At 71.9% G+C, this 18,059-nt stretch carries 15 protein-coding genes; 11 read left to right on the plus strand and 4 right to left on the minus strand.

What is annotated here, in order from left to right; translation table 11 throughout:
* Positions 1 to 25: 25 nt before the first annotated feature.
* The gene (locus H9I49_RS00835; RefSeq protein ID WP_188028385.1) at positions 26 to 220 is read right to left on the minus strand and encodes a hypothetical protein; all 195 of its coding nucleotides are present in this window, start codon (positions 218 to 220) and stop codon (positions 26 to 28) included.
* A 106-nt stretch (positions 221 to 326) separates the two neighbouring features.
* Between H9I49_RS00835 and H9I49_RS00840 the strand changes: the two genes are divergently transcribed.
* From H9I49_RS00840 to H9I49_RS00855, 4 genes are all read left to right on the plus strand, one after another.
* Positions 327 to 1,523, plus strand: a complete 1,197-nt coding sequence (locus tag H9I49_RS00840) for an exonuclease SbcCD subunit D (protein ID WP_223128214.1) — start codon at positions 327 to 329, stop codon at positions 1,521 to 1,523.
* Position 1,524: 1 nt separating this feature from the next.
* Positions 1,525 to 4,518 carry an AAA family ATPase gene (locus tag H9I49_RS00845; RefSeq protein WP_188028387.1) on the plus strand — a complete coding sequence of 998 codons (2,994 nt, stop codon included), beginning with the start codon at positions 1,525 to 1,527 and terminating at the stop codon, positions 4,516 to 4,518.
* A gap of 39 nt (positions 4,519 to 4,557) precedes the next feature.
* Entirely contained in the window at positions 4,558 to 4,938 is a 381-nt protein-coding gene (locus tag H9I49_RS00850; protein WP_188028388.1) for a DUF1304 domain-containing protein, read from the plus strand.
* A 67-nt stretch (positions 4,939 to 5,005) separates the two neighbouring features.
* The gene (locus H9I49_RS00855; protein ID WP_188028389.1) at positions 5,006 to 6,217 is read left to right on the plus strand and encodes an MFS transporter; all 1,212 of its coding nucleotides are present in this window, start codon (positions 5,006 to 5,008) and stop codon (positions 6,215 to 6,217) included.
* Between the two features lie 59 nt (positions 6,218 to 6,276).
* Here H9I49_RS00855 and H9I49_RS00860 read toward each other — a convergent pair whose 3' ends face one another.
* Complete coding sequence (locus tag H9I49_RS00860; protein WP_370587375.1) at positions 6,277 to 7,566, minus strand: MFS transporter; 1,290 nt, start codon at positions 7,564 to 7,566, stop codon at positions 6,277 to 6,279.
* A gap of 70 nt (positions 7,567 to 7,636) precedes the next feature.
* Positions 7,637 to 9,361, minus strand: a complete 1,725-nt coding sequence (gene paaN / locus H9I49_RS00865) for a phenylacetic acid degradation protein PaaN (protein WP_188028391.1) — start codon at positions 9,359 to 9,361, stop codon at positions 7,637 to 7,639.
* Positions 9,362 to 9,465: 104 nt separating this feature from the next.
* On the opposite strand from paaN, the gene H9I49_RS00870 reads away from it, so the two are divergent.
* Both H9I49_RS00870 and paaI read left to right on the plus strand, forming a co-directional pair.
* The gene (locus H9I49_RS00870) at positions 9,466 to 10,722 is read left to right on the plus strand and encodes a 3-hydroxyacyl-CoA dehydrogenase NAD-binding domain-containing protein (RefSeq protein ID WP_188028392.1); all 1,257 of its coding nucleotides are present in this window, start codon (positions 9,466 to 9,468) and stop codon (positions 10,720 to 10,722) included.
* On the plus strand, positions 10,719 to 11,147 hold the full coding sequence (gene paaI, locus H9I49_RS00875; protein ID WP_370587376.1) for a hydroxyphenylacetyl-CoA thioesterase PaaI: 429 nt from the start codon (positions 10,719 to 10,721) through the stop codon (positions 11,145 to 11,147). Before H9I49_RS00870 ends, paaI begins: the two co-directional genes overlap by 4 nt.
* 55 nt (positions 11,148 to 11,202) lie before the next feature.
* Here paaI and H9I49_RS00880 read toward each other — a convergent pair whose 3' ends face one another.
* Positions 11,203 to 12,750, minus strand: coding sequence for a DEAD/DEAH box helicase (locus tag H9I49_RS00880; RefSeq protein ID WP_188028393.1), 1,548 nt, complete (start codon positions 12,748 to 12,750; stop codon positions 11,203 to 11,205).
* A gap of 374 nt (positions 12,751 to 13,124) precedes the next feature.
* Here H9I49_RS00880 and H9I49_RS00885 point away from each other — a divergent pair, with 374 nt between their 5' ends.
* The 5 genes from H9I49_RS00885 to H9I49_RS00905 all read left to right on the plus strand — a co-directional run bounded on the left by H9I49_RS00885 (position 13,125) and on the right by H9I49_RS00905 (position 17,811).
* Positions 13,125 to 14,033: an ABC transporter substrate-binding protein gene (locus H9I49_RS00885; RefSeq protein WP_188028394.1), complete on the plus strand. Its 909-nt coding sequence runs from the start codon at positions 13,125 to 13,127 to the stop codon at positions 14,031 to 14,033.
* Between the two features lie 8 nt (positions 14,034 to 14,041).
* Positions 14,042 to 15,004, plus strand: a complete 963-nt coding sequence (locus H9I49_RS00890) for an amino acid ABC transporter permease (RefSeq protein WP_188029550.1) — start codon at positions 14,042 to 14,044, stop codon at positions 15,002 to 15,004.
* Positions 15,004 to 15,840 carry an amino acid ABC transporter ATP-binding protein gene (locus H9I49_RS00895; RefSeq protein WP_188028395.1) on the plus strand — a complete coding sequence of 279 codons (837 nt, stop codon included), beginning with the start codon at positions 15,004 to 15,006 and terminating at the stop codon, positions 15,838 to 15,840. The genes H9I49_RS00890 and H9I49_RS00895 overlap by 1 nt, the downstream gene beginning before the upstream one ends.
* Positions 15,841 to 15,950: 110 nt before the next feature.
* Positions 15,951 to 17,264: a phenylacetate--CoA ligase PaaK gene (gene paaK, locus H9I49_RS00900; protein ID WP_188028396.1), complete on the plus strand. Its 1,314-nt coding sequence runs from the start codon at positions 15,951 to 15,953 to the stop codon at positions 17,262 to 17,264.
* A gap of 121 nt (positions 17,265 to 17,385) precedes the next feature.
* Entirely contained in the window at positions 17,386 to 17,811 is a 426-nt protein-coding gene (locus H9I49_RS00905) for a nitroreductase/quinone reductase family protein (RefSeq protein ID WP_188028397.1), read from the plus strand.
* The last annotated feature ends 248 nt before the right edge of the window (positions 17,812 to 18,059 follow it).

Raw genomic sequence — 18,059 nt, forward strand, 5'->3', positions numbered from 1 at the left:
CCCGCCTTCCAGACGGAAGGCGGGCTCACGTGTCAGGGGTCGAACGGGGCACGACGTAGCGAAGCCAGAGCGTGCCGTCGTCGAGCCGTTGAGCTCGAGCCGCACGCCTGCCGGACCCAGCGGGGCGGGCCGTGCAGGAGCGCCCTGCGTCGGTCTCGAAGCCGACGACGCGGCCGTCGATGCTCACGTCGTCGTCGACGACGACGTGTGGCCGATCCATGCGGCCACGGTAGGCGGGCGCACAGACGGTGACGGCTCGGCCACGGCTCACGGCATACCGGGGTGTCGGCTGTGACCCTGTCGGCGCGGGGTCCTACCGTCGAGCCATGCGGCTGCTCCACACCTCCGACTGGCACCTCGGGCGCACGCTCCACGGCGTGAACCTCCACGAGGCGCAGTCGGCCGTGCTCGAGCGCATCTGCGAGCTCGTCGAGGACCCGCCCGACGGCGTCCCCGTCGACGCCGTGCTCGTCGCGGGCGACGTCTACGACCGCGGAGTCCCGCCCGTCGAGTCGGTGCAGCTGTTCGAGTGGACGCTCTCGCGGCTGTCGGCAGTCACGACCGTCGTCGTGACGTCGGGCAACCACGACTCGGCGATCCGGCTGGGCTACGGCGCCGGGCTCTTCCGCGAGCGCATCCGGATGGTCACCGATCCCGGGATGCTCGACCTGCCCGTGCAGCTGGAGGGCAGCGACGGCGTGCGCGCCGCGGTCTACGGCATCCCCTACCTCGACCCCGACCACGCCCGAGCCGCGCTGGCGCGTGGTCGCGAGCCGCTGCCGCGATCGCACCAGGCCGTCGTCGGGGCGGCGTGCGACCGCATCCGGGCCGACCTCGCCGGCCGGCCGGGGGTGCGGTCGGTCGTGCTCGCGCATGCGTTCGTCGCGGGCGCCGAGCCGAGCGACTCGGAGCGCTCGATCATGGTCGGCGGCGTCGACCGCGTCGCGGGGACGGTCTTCCACGGCATCGACTACGCCGCGCTCGGCCACCTCCACGGACCCCAGGCTCCCGAGTCGGCCGAGGGGTCGGTCGTGCGCTACTCCGGATCGCCGCTGCGCTACTCGTTCTCCGAGCAGGACCACACGAAGGTCGTCCTCCTCGTCGACCTGGCCGAGTCCGGGCCCGCCCTGGTCACACCCGTCGAGATCGCCCAGCCGCGCGCGATGGTGACGCTGCGCGGCCGGCTCGACGACCTCCTCGAGTCCCCGGAGCTCACCTCGGCCGAGGGCGCGTGGGTGCGGGTCACCGTCACCGACCGGGTGCGTCCCGACTCGCTCATGGACCGCCTCAAGTCGCGCTTCCCGCACGCGCTGCAGGTCTTCCACGAGCCCGAAGGCGCCATCGAGCGCGGGCGTTCGGGCACGACCGTCGTCAGCGAGCGAGACCCGCGCGAGCTCGGCTCCGACTTCATCGCCTACGTCACGAAGACCGAGGCGAGCGGCGGCGAGGTCGACGTCTTCGAGGCCGGCTACGAGGCGGCTGTCAGGGCGCAGCAGCGGGCCGAGGCGCAGGAGGTGGCGTGACGTGCAGCTGCACCACCTCTCCATGACGGCCATCGGTCCGTATGCCGGCACCGAGGTCATCGACTTCACCACCGTCGGGCGCGCCGGTCTCTTCCTTCTCGAGGGCCCGACGGGCTCGGGCAAGTCGACGATCATCGACGCGATCACCTTCGCCCTCTATGGCAAGGTCGCCCAGGCCTCGGCCGATGTCGAGCGCATCCACTCGCACCACGCCGACCCGCGCACCGTGCCTGTCGTGACGCTCGTCTTCGAGACCCAGTCCGGGCTGTACCGGGTGCAGCGCACGCCGCGGTTCGAGCGGCCGAAGACGCGCGGTGCGGGCACCACGGTGCAGCAACCGACGACCAAGCTGTGGCGGCTCCAGACGCCAGACGACCTCACGGGCGGCAAGCTGCTGTCGACCAACATCGGCGACTGCGACGACGAGATCACCCGCGCCGTCGGCCTGACCCGCGACCAGTTCGTGCAGACCGTGATCCTGCCGCAGGGCGAGTTCGCGACGTTCTTGCGGGCGCGGTCCGAGGACAAGGGCAAGCTCCTCGAGAAGGTCTTCGGCACCGCGTTCTTCCGGCGCGTGCAGGACGAGATCGTCGAGGCCGGGCGTGCGGCCCAGACCCGGCGCCAGTCCGCCGTCGACGAGATCAGGCTCGCGGTGCACGCGTTCGCCGTTTCGGCCGGTCTCGAGACCGAGCGCCGCGACGCCCTCGAACAGCTGAGCCGCACCGCGCCCGACGCGCTGGCCGGCGAGCTGGCCCAGGTCGTCGACGAGCTCACGACGCGAGAGCGCCACGCCGGCAAGGCGAGCCGTGAGGCCATCGAGACGCACAAGCAGATGGCCGACATGGTCAGCGACGCCCGCCTGCGCATGCAGCGCCGCGAGCGCCTCCTCGCGCTCCAGCAGCAGGAGCACGACCTGGGCAAGCAGGCCGTCCGGTTCTCCGAGCTGCGGCACGAGGTGGCCCGGGCCCAGCAGGCACGGCCGGTCGCCGGCGCGGTCCGCACCCTGGCGCTGTCCGAGGCCGCGCTCAAGCGCGCCGGGTCGGCCCTCGCACAGGCGCGCGACCGCGTCGAACCGGCGCTGCGTGACTGCGGGCCCGCGGCGCTGCGCGAGGCCGCGGCCCAGGCCCGCGAGGTCGTCGGCTCGCTCACGGGAGCCATCGCCCTCGAGTCGGCGCTCGGCGGCCGCGTCGACGAGCGGCGGCGCCTCGGCGAGCGGCTCGACGGCATACGCCGGTCGGTGGCGACCCTGACGAGCGAGCTCGACGCCCTGCCCGCGGCGATCAGTCAGCACGAGCAGGCCCTGACCGAGGCGCGACGGCTCGCCGCACTGGTCGACGGACGGGCCGCCGAGGGCGATCGGGCCCGTGACCGGCTCGAGGCCGCCGTCGCCCACGCCGCTGCGCTCGGCCGGGTCTCCACGGCCGAGTCCGCGGCCACCGAGGCCCTGTCCGCCGTGGGCCGGGCGGAGACAGGTCTGGCCGCCCTGCGTCGGGCCCGCATCGACGGAATCGCCGGGGAGCTCGGCCTCTCGCTCGTCGACGGTGACCCGTGCCCCGTGTGCGGCTCGGCCGAGCACCCCTCGCCTGCGCGGCCCACGCTCGACGCCGTGACCCCGGAGCAGATCGAGGCCGAGGAGGAGCGGGTCGCACACCTGCGCACACAGGCCACCGTGGCGGCCGAGGCGCTGGGCGCCCTCCGCTCAGAGGTACGCGAGCTCACCGCCCGCTCGGGCGGACTCGAGGTCGCCGCCGCACGTGCGAGGGCCGAGTCCGCAGCGCGCGAGCTCGCCGAGTCGGTGCAGGCGCGGTCCGACGCCGAGGCCGGCGGGCAGCGGCTCACGCAACTGCGGGCGCGGGTCGACGAGCTGACGGCCGAGGCCGGCCGGCTGGGGGCGGGCCTCGCCCGCACCGAGCAGTCCGTGACCGACCTCGACACCCGCATCGCCGAGGAGACCGCGCTGGTCGAGCAGGCCCGCGACGGCCACCCGAGCGTCTCTGCGCGTCGCGACGGGCTGGTCCAGGCCGCGGGTCGCATCGACGCACTCGTCGACGCGCTCGCGCAGCGCGACGTCGCCGCCGCGGCGGTCGCCGAGGACACCGCCGTGCGCGACGCCGACCTCGCGCAGTTCGGCTTCGCCGACGTCGCCGAGTGGATGGCGGCCGACCGCGGCGTCGACTGGATCGACGCCAAGACGCGCGAGATCGACGACTTCGAGCGCGCCTGCACGCAGGTGCGGGCCGGCCTGAGCGGCCCGGAGCTCGCCGACGTCCAGCTCGACGCCCTCTTCGACGACATCGAGCAGCTCGAGGAGCTCGCGGCCGCGGCCAAGAAGGAGATGGAGGCCGCGACCAACGAGCACGGCAGCCTCCGCGACCAGGTCACCCGGACGAAGCGTCGCGTCGGCGACATCAAGAACGCCATGGGGCGCAACGCCGCCGTCATCGCCGAGACCGCGGACGCCGTCCGCGTCGGCCAGCTCGTCGCCGGCAACGGCGACAACCAGCTCAACCTCGACCTCGCGAAGTACGTCCTCATCCGGCGCTTCACGGAGGTGCTCTCCGCGGCCAACACCGAGCTCGGGCGGTTCTCCGGCGGCCGCTACACGCTCGAGCACACCGACGCGAAGAAGGGCAACGCCAAGTCGGGGCTAGGGGTGCGGGTCCACGACATGCACACCAACCAGGTCCGCGAGGTCGGCACGCTCTCGGGCGGCGAGACCTTCTACGTGTCGCTGTCTCTCGCACTGGCTCTCGCGGAGGTCGTGCGTGCCGAGTCCGGAGGCGTCGACCTCGGCACGCTCTTCGTCGACGAGGGCTTCGGCACGCTCGACCCCGACGTGCTCGACGACGTCATGCACACCCTCGAGGGGCTGCGCGAGGGCGGCCGCACCGTCGGGATCGTCAGCCACGTCACCGAGCTGAAGTCCCGTGTCGCCGACCGCATCGAGGTGCTCGTCAACCCCGACCGCACGAGCACCCTGCGCGTCACCGCCTGAACCACCCGACGAGCCCGCGGACCCCCCTACGATCCGGGCATGAGAATCGCCGCGAGCATGTTCGTCGGACTGGCTGCCCTGCTCCACGTCTACATCTTCTGGATGGAGAGCGTCGGGTGGACCCGGCCCGAGGTCTGGAAGCGGTTCGGCGTCGCCGACCAGGCATCGGCTGACGTCACCCGGCCGATGGCGTACAACCAAGGCTTCTACAACCTCTTCCTCGGCCTCGGCGCCGCCCTCGGGCTCGTGCTCTGGTGGGCGGGCCGGGACACGGCCGGACAGACTCTCGCCCTCTTCTGCGCCGGCTCGATGGTCGCGGCCGCAGCCGTGCTCATCACGACCGGCCGCAGCTACCTGCGCGCGGCCCTGTCGCAGGGAACGCTGCCGCTCATCGGATTCGTCCTCACCCTCCTCGCCTGAGCCGCGCCGGTTCCACCGCCTCGGCCGAAGCGCCGCGCGCCTGTCACCCTGCCGCTACCGTCGAGGGATGAGCTCGCCGGCAGCGGGTGTCAGCAGCCTGTGGACGCCGGACTTCATCCGGGTCACGGTGATGGACCTGGCCTACTTCCTCGCGGCCGGGATCCTGATCTACGCGCTGCCGCTCTACGCCGTGGGACCGGTCGGCGCGGACGAACGCGGCGCCGGAGTCGCGTTCGGAGCGTTCACCATCACGGCCCTGCTGCTCCGGCCGTATGCCGGACGGCTCACCGACCGCCTCGGCCGCCGTCCGCTCATGGTCGCGGGGGCCCTGCTCGCCGCCGCCCTCACCCTCTGCTTCCTCCTGACGTCGTCGATCGCCGCGGTCATCGCGGTGCGCCTCGCGTCGGGGGTGGCCGAGGCCGCATTCTTCGTCGCCGGCTTCGCGATGCTCGCCGACCTCGCGCCGCAAGGGCGGCAGGGCGAGGCCCTCAGCCTCAACTCGATCGCGCTCTACCTCGGCATCGCACTCGGGCCCATTGCCGCCGAACGCCTCATCGACCTCAGCGGCTTCGCCGCGGCGTTCTGGGCCGCGGGCCTGCTCTGCCTGGTCGCGGCCGCCCTGGCATGGATGACGACGGAGCCGCCACGCGAGGACGACGGGCCCGGCACCGGCGGGCTCGGCGCCGCACCGGCCCAGCTCATCCATCGGCGGACGCTCGCGCCGTCCGTCGGTTTCATCGGCGGTCTGCTCGCGTCGTCTGGGTTCATGGCGTTCTGCTCGATCCGCGCCGGCGAGGTCGGCACGGCGACGCCGAGCCTCGTGCTCATGACCTACGGGGCCACCGTCATCGGCGTCCGGCTGACCCTTGCGACGATCGCCGACCGGGTGCCCGCGCTGCGCGTCCTCGCCGCCGGGCTCGCTGTGCTCTGCAGCGGAGCCCTCGTCGCAGCGCTCGCGGGCGGGCCCGCGCTGCTGGTGGCCGCGGCCGCTGTCATCGGCCTTGGAGTCGGTCTGCTCACGCCCGCCTTCTTCGCCACCGTGTTCGCCGACGTCGCGCCGAGCCAGCGCGGCGCCGCAGCCGGGACGGCATCCATGGCCATCGACCTCGGACTCGGCATCGGCCCGATCCTGCTCGGCCTCGTCGCGGCACCACTGGGAATCCCGGCCGCCTTCGTCGTCGGGGCCGCGGCCGCGGGGCTCGGGGCGGTCTGGACCGTGGGTCTCATGGCCAGACGTGCGGCCGCCGTAGGACGCCTCCCGGCGGGGTCGGCTGACTGACGCCGCCCGCTCGCGGCGCCGGGCCGGGCCGGCCGGCCCGACGCCCTGGGTCGCTCGCCTCAGGCCGCGGCCGCTCGCACGCGGCGCCGAGCCGCCATCGCGAGGACGAGGATGAGCACGCCGATGACCGACGCCGAGCCGGCCAGCGTGCCGTAGCCGTAGCGGTCCACGACGAAACCGGCGCACGCGCCGCCGAACGCCCCCATGAGCCCCATGACCAGGTCGGCCAGTCCCTGCGACGCCGGTCGCTCGTCGGTCGAGACCGCGGCCGTCAGCAGGGTCGAGCCCGACACGAGCGTGCACGACCAGCCGACACCCAACAGGAACAGCGCGGCGAGCAGCAGCCCGGACCAGCCGGCCTGCGAGCGCGACGCGAGGACCGCTGCGACCGTGAGGATCACGCCGCCCGTCATCGCGACCCGCTGGCCGCCGAAGCGGTCCACGGCCAGACCGACGACCGGCGACAACGCGAACATGCCGAGGATGTGGACGGATATGACGAAGCCGATCACCTCGAGCTCGGCATGGCCGTGCTTCATGTGGATCGGCGTCATGACCATGACGCTGACCATGACGAGGTGCCCGAGAGCCATGACGAGCACCGCCGGCAGCGCGCCCGGCCTCGACCGGACGACCGCCAGGCCACGACGCATGGAACCGTCGTGGTTCGGCACGTCGGCGACCCCACCGGAGGCCGGGTCCGCGACGGCCTCGGCCGGAGGGGTCGGCACGGCCGGGGTCGCGACCGCCGACGTACCGCCTGCCGCCCGCGCCGCGTCGTCCAGCGACCGCGCCGTGAGCAACGGGTCGGGCCGGAGCCGGCGGTCGACGACCAGCCAGGCGAGCAGGAAGCCGGCGAGCGAGAAGACGAAGACCCCGCTCAGCTCCGGCAGCCCAAGCGCGTTCGCGACGGCCTTGCCCGGACCGACGAGGTTCGGCCCGGCGACCGACCCGATCGTCGTCGCCCACACGACGATCGACAGGTCACGCCCACGGCGCGCCGGCTCGGCGAGGTCGGCGGCGGCATACCTCGTCTGGTTGTTGGCGGTCGTGCCGCCGCCGAAGAGGAACATGCCCACGACGAAGAGCGGGAACGACCCGACCACGGCTGCGAGGACCACGATCGCGGACCCGAGGAAGGCCAGACTGAGCCCGAACCGGAGGCCGACGCGCCGGCCCCGCGCCGCCGTCGCCCGGGCGACCGGGATCGTGATGAGGGCGGTACCGAAGACCTGAGCCGTCGTGCCGACGCCGGCGAGCGCCTCGGTGCCGCTCAGCTCCTCGGCGAGCAGCGCGCCCACGGCGATACCGCACGCCATGCCGACGCCGCTGAGCACCTGGGAACCCACGAGGGTCCGAACCACCTTGCGCTGCAAGGCAGCCCGGTCCAGCGAGGCAGGACTGACAACCACGGGCAGCTCAGACATGACGTCGCGAGGTGATGACGCGGAACCGGTTCGCGACGAACGCGGCGTCGGTGTAGGCGGCGTTGGCGGCGGGATTGGCGCCCGTGCCGTGCAGGTCCGAGAAGGCCGCCGTCTGGTTGACGAAGACCTGACCGGTGAGGTTCTCGGACAGCGCTACCCCGCCCTGCGCGGCCGCGTCACGAGCCTCGTCGAGCACCTCCTCGCTCGTCGAGTACACGGCCGCCGTCATGGCGCCGTGCTCACGCACCGTGTCGGCGAGCTGCGCGAGCGACTGCTCCGTCGAGGCGGTGCGGATGAGGAAGCCGACCGGACCGAAGCACTCCTGCGTGTAGACGTCCTCGCGGGCGACGTCGACGGCGACGAGGCCGGGCGCACGGACCACCGCGTCGGCATACGTCGGGTGGGCGACGCGGCGCGACTCGAGGACGACCCTGCCGTCGGCGTCCGCAGCCAGCTGCGTGAGCGAGTCGGCGTTGCGGCGCACCTGGTCGTTGACGGTCGCCCCGAGCAGCTCGACCGCCTTGGCGTCGTCGCCGGTGAGCCGCCCGACGGCGCCGGCGAGCCTGTCGCCCAGCTCGTCGAACGACAGGTGGCCTTCGTCGGTGTCGATACCGTCCGACGGCACGTAGAGGTTCTGCGGCGCGGTGCACATCTGGCCGGAGTAGAGGGTGAGGCTGAAGGCGAGGTTGCCGAGCATGCCCTTCAGGTTGTCGGTCGAGTCGATGACGATCGAGTTGATACCGGCCTTCTCGGTGTAGACGAGCGTGCCGTTGGCGGCTGCCGACTCCTCGAGCCAGGTGCCGAAGGCCGGCCCGCCGGTGTAGTCGATGATCGCGACCTCCTCGCGCTCGGCCAGCGTCTTGGCGAGGCCCTGACCGTCGGCCTCCGCGGCAAGCTGGACCAGGGCCGGGTCGAAGCCGGCCTGCTCGAGCACCTCGCGCGCCACCTCGACCGTGATCGCGAGCGGGAGCACGGCGCGCGGGTGCGGCTTGACCACGACGGGGTTGCCCGTGACGAGCGAGGCGAAGATGCCGGGGTAGGCGTTCCACGTGGGGAACGTGTTGCAGCCGATGACCAACGCGACGCCCCGCGGCACGATCCGGTAGTCCTTCTGCATCCGGGTCGGCGCAGGGTTGCCCTCGCGGTCGCGACCGGGCTTCTCCCAGACGACTGAGGAAGGCACGCGCTCCTGCTCGACGAGGCCGGCGGCGACGGCCTCGATCGCGCGGTCCTGCGCGTGCGGCCCGCCCGCCTGGAACGACATGACGAACGGCTGGCCCGACGTGTGCATGACTGCGTTGGCGATCTCGAAGCTGCGCTGGTTGATGCGGTCGACGATCTCGACGCACACCGCGGCGCGCACCTGCGGCCCCGCGTCACGCCAAGCCGGCATCGCAGCGCGAGCCGCCGCGAGGGCGGCGTCGACGTCGAGCGCCGGATAGGTCACGCCGAGCGTCGGGCCGTAGGGCGAGATCTCACTCCCCACGAAGGTGCCGTCGGTCGGCTGGCTCGACAACGCGGCATACGGCTGACCGAGGTGGGCGTCGTGCGCGGCCAGGCCCCCTGCCGCGGCGGTCTCGCCGTAGACGCGCGGGCTCGGCGACTCGGGGTAGCGGGAGTACCAGGAGCGGCTCTTCAGGGCCTGACGGATCTCGTCGAGGACTCCCTCGTTCGCTTCGAGCAGGGGGTGGGTGGGCGTCGTTGCCGGTGCAGTCACGCCACGATGCTAGTCCGGGCGAGGAGCACGGTCCGTATGCCGTCGGGCACCGACCGCGACGCCCGCCGCGCGCACCTGGCGCGCGACCCGGCAGGATGGCAGGCATGGACACGGACGCCACCGAGCCCGACCAGCCACGCCCCGACGCGGACCGTACGAGTGAGCCCGGAACGGTCGACGCGGGGTCGGCGTTCGGACCGGTCGCAGTCATCGGAGCCGGCGCCATGGGAGCCGGCATCGCGCAGGTCGCGGCGACCGCCAGCCACGCGGTGAGCCTCGTCGACGCCGCGCCGGGCGCCGCCGCGGCTGCTGTCGAGAGGATCGGAGCCGCGCTGTCACGCCTCGTCGACAAGGGCCGCCTGCCGGCCGACGACGCCGCCGCGGTGCTCGCCCGCATCACGCCCGCCGAGTCGCTCGACGAGCTGCCCAACTGTGGGCTCGTGATCGAGGCCGTGCCCGAGGACCTCGACCTCAAGCGCCGGATCTTCGCCGAGCTCGCCGACAGCCAGCCCTCGACGACGGTGCTCGCCACCAACACGTCGAGCATCGACATCGACGACATCGCGGCCGACGTCGCCGACCCCGAGCGCGTGCTCGGTCTGCACTTCTTCAACCCGCCGCCCGTCATGGAGCTCGTCGAGGTCGTCCACGGCAAGCGCACGGCACCCGCGTTCGTCGAGCACGCCACCGCACTCATGGCCGGCTGGGGCAAGACCCCGGTGCGGTGCAGCTCGACACCGGGCTTCATCGTCAACCGGGTGGCGCGGCCGTTCTACGGCGAGGCGCAGCGCATCGTCGAGAGCGGTGTCGCCGACGCGGCCACCGTCGACTGGGTGTTGCGTGAGAAGGGCGGCTTCCCCATGGGCCCGCTCGAGCTGACCGACTTCATCGGCCAGGACGTCAACCTCGCCGTCGGCACGTCGGTGTGGGAGCAGACGGACCGCGACGAGCGTTATGCCCCAACGGATTTCCAGCGCGACCTCGTCGCGGCGGGCAGGCTGGGCCGGAAGTCCGGCGCGGGTGTCTACACCTATGCGGCCGACGGCTCCGCGCAGGACGCCGAGCCGGACCTCGAGCTGGCTGACCGTCTCGTCGGCGGGCCGATCGCGACCGACCCGCTCGCCCGCACGCTCGCGATGATCGTCAACGAGGCCGTCGACCTCGTGGCCCGCGGTGAGGCGAGCGCGGACGACGTCGACACGGCGATGCGGCTCGGGGTCCGCTACCCCAAGGGCCCGCTCGAGTGGGGACATGAGATCGGGTTCGACCGCGTGGCGCGGCAGCTCGCGGAGCTCGACGAGGCGTTCCCGGGCGGGCGTTACCGGCCGAGCCCAGCGCTGACCGACGGGAGCCTGACGTGAACGACGAACCGCGGCCCGGTGACGATGGCGTCGCGTTCGCGCGGCAGATGTGGGCGGACGACGAGGCGTCGCGGCGCCTCGGGATGGACGCCGTCGTCGTCGAGCAGGACCGTGCGGTCGTGCGGATGGCGATCCGCGACGACATGGTCAACGGCCACGCCATCTGCCACGGCGGCTACATCTTCATGCTCGCCGACTCGTGCTTCGCGCTCGCCTGCAACTCGCGGGGTCGCGCCACGGTGGCGGCCGGGGCCGACATCGCCTTCACCGCTCCGGGCCGGCTCGGTGACGTGCTCGTCGCCGAAGGGCACGTGCGGTCGGCGTTCGGGCGCAGCGGCATCACCGACGTGACGGTGAAGCGTGAGTCCGACGGCCAGATCATCGCCGAGTTCCGCGGCCGAAGCCGCATCCTCAAACGCCCCTGATCCTCAACCGTCGAAAGGCCTCAACCCTGCGAGGCTTGCCGGAGGACCAGGGCGGTCAGCGGGAGCGGCGGCTGCCGGCGCAGGTGCCGGCGGAGAACGCCGCGGCGCCGCCACTGCTGCTCGTCGAGTAGACCGTCGCCGACCCACCGCGACGGCCGGAACCGGCGTTGCCCGAACGGCGACCACCGGTCTGGCCCTCGCCGGCCTGAGCCACCGCGCGCCCGCGACCAGAACCCTGACCACCGGAGCGACCACCGGAGCGACCGGCGCCGCGAGTGGAACCGCGCGACTCGGAGGCCGCGCCACGGCCACCTGCTGCAGCGCCGCCGTTGCCGCCACGACCACGGCCGCGGCCGGAGCCGCGTCCCGAGCCGTTGCCCGCTGCCGCGCCCGAGCCGGCCGGCGCGGCCTCGCGGACGAGCCCCCCGGCATACGACCGGTCGCCCGGGGCCAGCTCGGTAAGGAGCGGGTGACCGAGGGCGACGCGCGTCGTCGTCGGCTTGATGCCGGCCTTGCGGGTCAGGTCGCGCACGTCGCGGACCTGCTCGTCGAGCATCATCGTGACGACGGTGCCGTCGTTGCCGGCACGGGCCGTGCGGCCCGAGCGGTGCAGGTACGCCTTGTGCTCGACCGGCGGGTCGGCGTGGATGACGAGCGCGACGTCGTCGACGTGGATGCCACGCGCGGCGATGTCGGTCGCGACGAGCGTCTGCGCACGGCCCGAGTGGAAGTCGTCCATGTTGCGCGTGCGGGCGCCCTGGCTGAGGTTGCCGTGCAGCTCGACAGCCGGAACTCCCGACGCGTTGAGCTGCTTGGCGAGCTTCTTGGCCCGGTGCTTCGTACGCGTGAACACGACCTTGCGACCCGGGGCCGCGGTGAGGTCGAGGATGACGGGCAGGTGCGAGCCGTTGTCGACGTGGAGCACGTGGTGGCTCATCGTCGACACCGGGGACTGCGCCGAGTCCGCCTCGTGGGTCACGGGCTGGTGCAGGAACTTGTTGACGATGACGTTGATCGCACCGTCGAGCGTCGCGGAGAAGAGCAGGCGCTGGCCGTCGCGGGGCGTCTTCTCCATGATCCGGCGCACACCGGGCAGGAAGCCGAGGTCTGCCATGTGGTCGGCCTCGTCGAGGATGGTGACCTCGACGCTGTCGAGGATGACGTGGCCCTGCTGCATGAGGTCCTCGAGGCGCCCGGGGCAGGCGACGATGACGTCGACGCCGTTGCGCAGGCCCTGGACCTGCGGGTTCTGGCCGACGCCGCCGAAGATCGTCTGCGAGGTGAGGCCGAGGGCCTTGGCGAGCGGCGCCATGGCGGTGTCGATCTGCGTGACGAGCTCGCGCGTCGGGGCGAGGATGACGGCGCGCGGCCGACGGGCCAGGCGGCTGCGGCGCGACTGGGACAGGCGAGTCAGCAGGGGAAGGAGGAAGGCGTACGTCTTGCCGGAGCCGGTGCGGCCGCGGCCGAGCACGTCGCGGCCGGCGATCGAGTCTGGCAGCGTGGCCGCCTGGATCGGGGTCGGGGTGCTGATGCCGAGGCCGTCGAGGACCGTGACGAGGTGCGCGGGCACGCCGAGGACGGCGAAGTTCGTGTCAGTGGACACAGGTGGGTACTCCAAAAGGTGGATGCGGTCGTTCTGCCCGGCGCGATGGGCCTCAGCTGTGAGGGTCGCGGCGCAAGAGCGAATCGACGGGGCCGGCGACACTCCGCCAGGCCAAGAAGAGGCGACCCGAGGCAGAACTGGGCGGGCCGCTGTGAACGAGCGTACCGGAGCGGATGCCCGAGGCGTTAACCGAGCCGGTCTGCTCGCCGGACGGCACCCCGGCCAAGGTGTTCCGGGGCGCCGGTACGCCAGCCGCTAACGGTTCGGCCGCACCCGTGGGCACTCGGGACGAAAAGTGGCAGGATCGCCCAATCAACGGCGCATCGTCGCGCCTGCTCGCCCTGAACGAACCTGTTCGCCCGGAAGGACCATTCATGCGTCGCTCGTCCCTCATCGCCGTCACCGGCTTCATCGCCGCCGGCCTCACGCTCTCCGCCTGCGGTTCGGACTCCCTGTCCACCTCCCCCGGTGCGGGCAGCACCCCCGCCGGCTCGACGAGCGCCGCGGGCGGCGGCGTCGACCAGGCCCTCGCGGCGAAGGTGCCGGCCGCCCTCAAGTCGGCCGGCAAGATCGTCGTCGGCACCGACCCGACCTACGCACCGAACGAGATGCTCGCGACGGACGGCAAGACCGTCGAGGGCTTCGACGTCGACGTCTTCAACGCCGTGGCCGCCAAGCTCGGCCTCAAGACCGAGTACGTCCCGGCCGGCTTCGGCACGATCATCCTCGGTGTGACGAGCGGCAAGTACGACGTCGGCGTCTCGAGCTTCACGATCAACCCCGACCGCAAGAAGCAGGTCAACATGGTGAGCTACTACAGCGCCGGCACCCAGTGGGTCGTCGCCAAGGGCAACCCGGAGAAGGTCAACATCGACGACGCCTGTGGCAAGAGCATCGGCGCCCAGAAGGACACCGTGCAGGCCGAGGACCTCGCCGCGCGGAGCAAGAAGTGCACCGAGGCCGGCAAGCCCGCGATCACGCAGGTCATCCAGACCGGCCAGGACCAGGTGACCGCTGACGTCGCGAGCGGCAAGACCGTCGCGATGCTCGCCGACTCCCCCGTCGGGCTCTACGCCGTCAAGCAGACGGGCACGCTCGAGCCGCTCGGCGAGATCTACGACTCGGCCCCGTACGGCTACGTCGTGCCGAAGAAGGACACCGCGCTCGCCGACCTGCTCGCCGAGGCGCTCAAGGCCGCCAAGGCCGACGGCAGCTACGAGGCGGCCCTGAAGAAGTACTCCGTCGAGGCCGGCGCCATCGACGACTTCGCCGTCAACCCGTGAGCGGTCCGGTGACGACACCGACCACCGAGGACGGGCCGGCCACGGACGACCGGCCGGGCCTCATCCAGGCCCGGCCCGTCCCGCACCCCGGCCGGTGGGTCGCGCTCGCCGTGATCCTCGTGCTCCTCGCGATGCTGGTGAGCTCGTTCGTCACCAACGAGCGATGGAACTTCCCAAAGGCGCTCGAGATCATGCAGCAGACGCCGGTGCTCGAGGGGCTCTGGAAGGGCACGATCATCGGCACCGTCGGCGCCATGGTCATCGGCGTCGTCGGCGGTGTCGTCATCGCCGTCCTGCGACTGTCGTCGAACCCCATCCTGCGCGGCGTCTCGTTCGTCTACACGTGGTTCTTCCGCGGCATCCCGCGTCTCGTGCTCCTGGCGATGATCGGCAGCGGTGTGGGCTTCCTCTACAACCGGCTCGACTTCGGCGTCCCGTTCGGCCAGCAGCTCGCCTCGTTCCTGGGCCTGTCGAGCGACTTCACGTTCTTCACCCTCAACGTCAACCAGTTCTCGAGCACGCTGCTCGCCGGCATCATCGGCCTCGGTCTGTCCGAGGCGGCCTACATGGCCGAGATCGCGCGGGCCGGGATCCTGTCCGTCGACAAGGGGCAGGGGGAGGCGGCCGCGGCCCTCGGCATGAACCGGGGTCAGGCCATGCGCCGCGTCATCCTGCCGCAGGCGATGCGCGTCATCGTGCCACCCACCGGCAACGAGACCATCGCCATGGTGAAGGACACGTCGCTGCTGTCGGCGATCCCGGTCATCACCGAGCTCTTCTACCAGACCAGCGCCATCGGCAACCGGACGCTGCTCATCATGCCGGCGTTCGTCGCCGTGACCGCCTGGTACCTCATCGTCGGCTCGGTGCTCATGGTCGGCCAGTACTTCCTCGAGAAGCGTTTCGGGCGCGGCTTCGGCACGCCGAGCAACAGGCGGTTCGCGAGGCCCGCCGGGGCAGGAGGCGCCTGATGTCGGAGACCACGACGACACCGGCCGAGAGCGGCCGTTCACGCACCGGTGAGGACCAGCCGCTCGTCCGCGCGGTCAACGTCATGAAGAGCTTCCACGGCAACGAGGTGCTCAAGGGCATCGACCTCGACGTGCACCGTGGTGAGGTCGTGTGTCTGCTCGGGCCCTCGGGCTCGGGCAAGACGACCTTCCTGCGCTGCATCAACCAGCTCGAGACGGTCGACGGCGGCCGAATCTGGGTCGACGGCGACCTCGTCGGCTACCGGGAGGAGGGCGGGCACCTGCATCACCTCACCGACAAGCAGGTCGCGTCGCAGCGCCGGGAGATCGGCATGGTGTTCCAGCGCTTCAACCTCTTCCCACACATGACGGCCCTCGAGAACGTCATGGAGGCGCCGGTCCAGGTCAAGGGCGTCGCGAGGAAGACGGCCAAGGCGCGCGCCGTCGAGCTGCTCGAGCAGGTCGGCCTCGGCGACAAGCCGTCGTCCTACCCTGCCCAGCTGTCCGGCGGCCAGCAGCAGCGCGTCGCGATCGCGCGCGCCCTCGCGATGGACCCGAAGCTCATGCTCTTCGACGAGCCGACGTCGGCGCTCGACCCCGAGCTCGTCGGTGAGGTGCTGCGTGTCATGCGCGACCTGGCCGACCAGGGCATGACGATGATCGTCGTGACCCACGAGATGAGCTTCGCGCGCGAGGTCGCCGACCACGTGGTCTTCATGGACGGCGGGGTCGTCGTCGAGGAGGGCAAGCCGAAGGACGTCATCGGCAACCCGAAGCACGAGCGCACGCAGTCGTTCCTCAAGCGGATGCGCACGGAGCACGACGACAACCCCTGACCGCCCCGCGAACCGCAGTCGAGTGGGCACTTCCCCCGGGTGAACGTGCCCACTCGACTGTGGGGGCGGGTCAAAGTGCCCACTCGACGTCGGCGGGCAGAATGGGCGGCATGACGACGGAGTCACGTACGCCCGCCCTGCCCGAGCACGAGATCCCGACCATGGAGCTCGAAGAGCTCCGGGGCATCCAGCTCGAGCGGCTCCAACGGACGGTGCGGGCGGCATACGACAACGTCCAGCACTACCGGACGGCCTTCGACGCCAAGGGTTTCCACCCGGACGACCTCCGGTCGCTCGACGACGTCAGCCGCATGCCGTTCACGACGAAGGCGGACCTGCGGGCCAACTACCCGTTCGGGATGTTCGCCGTCCCGCGTGAGCACGTCGTGCGCGTGCACGCGAGCTCGGGCACGACCGGGCGGCCGACCGTGGTCGGCTACACGAAGGCCGACATCGACACGTGGGCCGACCTCATGGCCCGGTCGATCCGTCTCGCCGGGGGCCACCCCGGAGACGTCGTGCACGTCGCGTACGGCTACGGCCTCTTCACCGGCGGGCTCGGCGCGCACTACGGCGTCGAGAGGCTCGGTGCGACCGTCGTGCCCGTGAGCGGCGGCATGACCGAGCGGCAGGTGCAGCTGATCCGCGACTTCCGGCCGCGCGTCATCATGGTGACGCCGAGCTACTTCCTCAGCCTGATCGACGAGATGGAGCGCGAGGGCATCGACCCGGCCACGACCAGCCTGCAGGTCGGCATCTTCGGCGCCGAGCCGTGGACCGAGTCGATGCGCCGGGAGATCGAGCGACGCACCGGCATGGACGCCGTCGACATCTACGGGCTGTCCGAGGTGATGGGCCCGGGAGTGGCGCAGGAGGCCGCGACGACGAAGGACGGCCTGCACATCTGGGAGGACCACTTCTACCCCGAGGTCATCGACCCCGTCACCGAGGAGGTGCTGCCCGACGGTCAGGCCGGCGAGCTCGTCCTCACCTCACTGACGAAGCAGGCGATGCCCGTGATCCGTTACCGCACAAGGGATCTCACGCGTCTGCTCCCGGGGACCGCCATCCCGTCGATGCGCCGGATGGAGAAGGTCACCGGGCGCACCGACGACATGATGATCGTCCGTGGCGTCAACGTCTTCCCCACCCAGATCGAGGAGCACGTGCTCGCCGAGCCGCGGCTGTCGCCGTACTTCCAGTGCGTGCTGAGGCAGCCCGACCGCCTGGTCGAGCTGACCGTCCTCGTCGAACCCCTGTCGCAGCTGGCCCCGGGCGAGGCCGACGACATCGCGCGCACCCTCGAGGCCACCGTCAAGGCGCGCATCGGCACGACGTGCCGCGTCGAGGTCCGTGAGCCGGGGTCGATCGAACGGTCGATCGGCAAGGCGCGACGCATCGTCGACGAGCGCCCCGAGGCCTGACTGCTCGCGGCCGAGGAGGTGTGCCGGCTTGCGCGGTTCACTGGCCGGCGCGGTCGGGTGGTGCTTGACTCGGGAGCGACCGAGAGCTCGAGGATCGATCGGGAGGAACACCATGGCTTCGATGGCCGAGCGTCTCTGGCGGGCCGGCACCAAGGCCGCCGTCTGGGTCTACCGCCGCACGGGTGGCAGGGTCGGCGGCAAGGCCAAGGGAGGCAGCCCGGTGCTGCTGCTCACCGTGCCCGGCCGGAAGTCCGGCATCCCGCACACCGTGCCGGTCGCGTACGTCCAGCACGACGGCGCCTACTACCTCGCCGCCTCGGCCGGCGGCGCGCCCGCCGAGCCCCAGTGGATCCGCAACCTCCGCGCGACGCACTCAGCGACCATCGAGGTGGGCTCGGCGAAGCACCCCGTCGAGGTGGAGGTGCTCCGCGGCGCAGAGCGCGACGCGGCATGGAGCGACGTCATCGTCGCTGCCTACCCGTTCTTCGCCGACTACGAGACGAAGTCCGGGCGGAAGATCGCAGTCGCCAGGGTGACGCCGACCTAGCCCCGCCCGACGGGCCCCTGTGGAGGGTTGCGGTCACCAGGGTCGCGAAAACCCTTCATGAGCCGCTGTCTCAGGGCGCGCCGAACCGCCGCCGCGGCCTCTTCTCACGTCGTGGAACTGCCCTTGTTCGCCTGCGTACGGTGGTGGTTTTGTCCGTCTCCTGACCACGCCGGAGGATCCGGTACTACGTGGTTGCGCAGGGTCGCGATTCGGTTGACAGCCGCCGCGAGCCGCCGAGACGGAGGTGC

This window comes from Terrabacter sp. MAHUQ-38 (genome assembly GCF_014518425.1).
Lineage (GTDB): Bacteria > Actinomycetota > Actinomycetes > Actinomycetales > Dermatophilaceae > Terrabacter.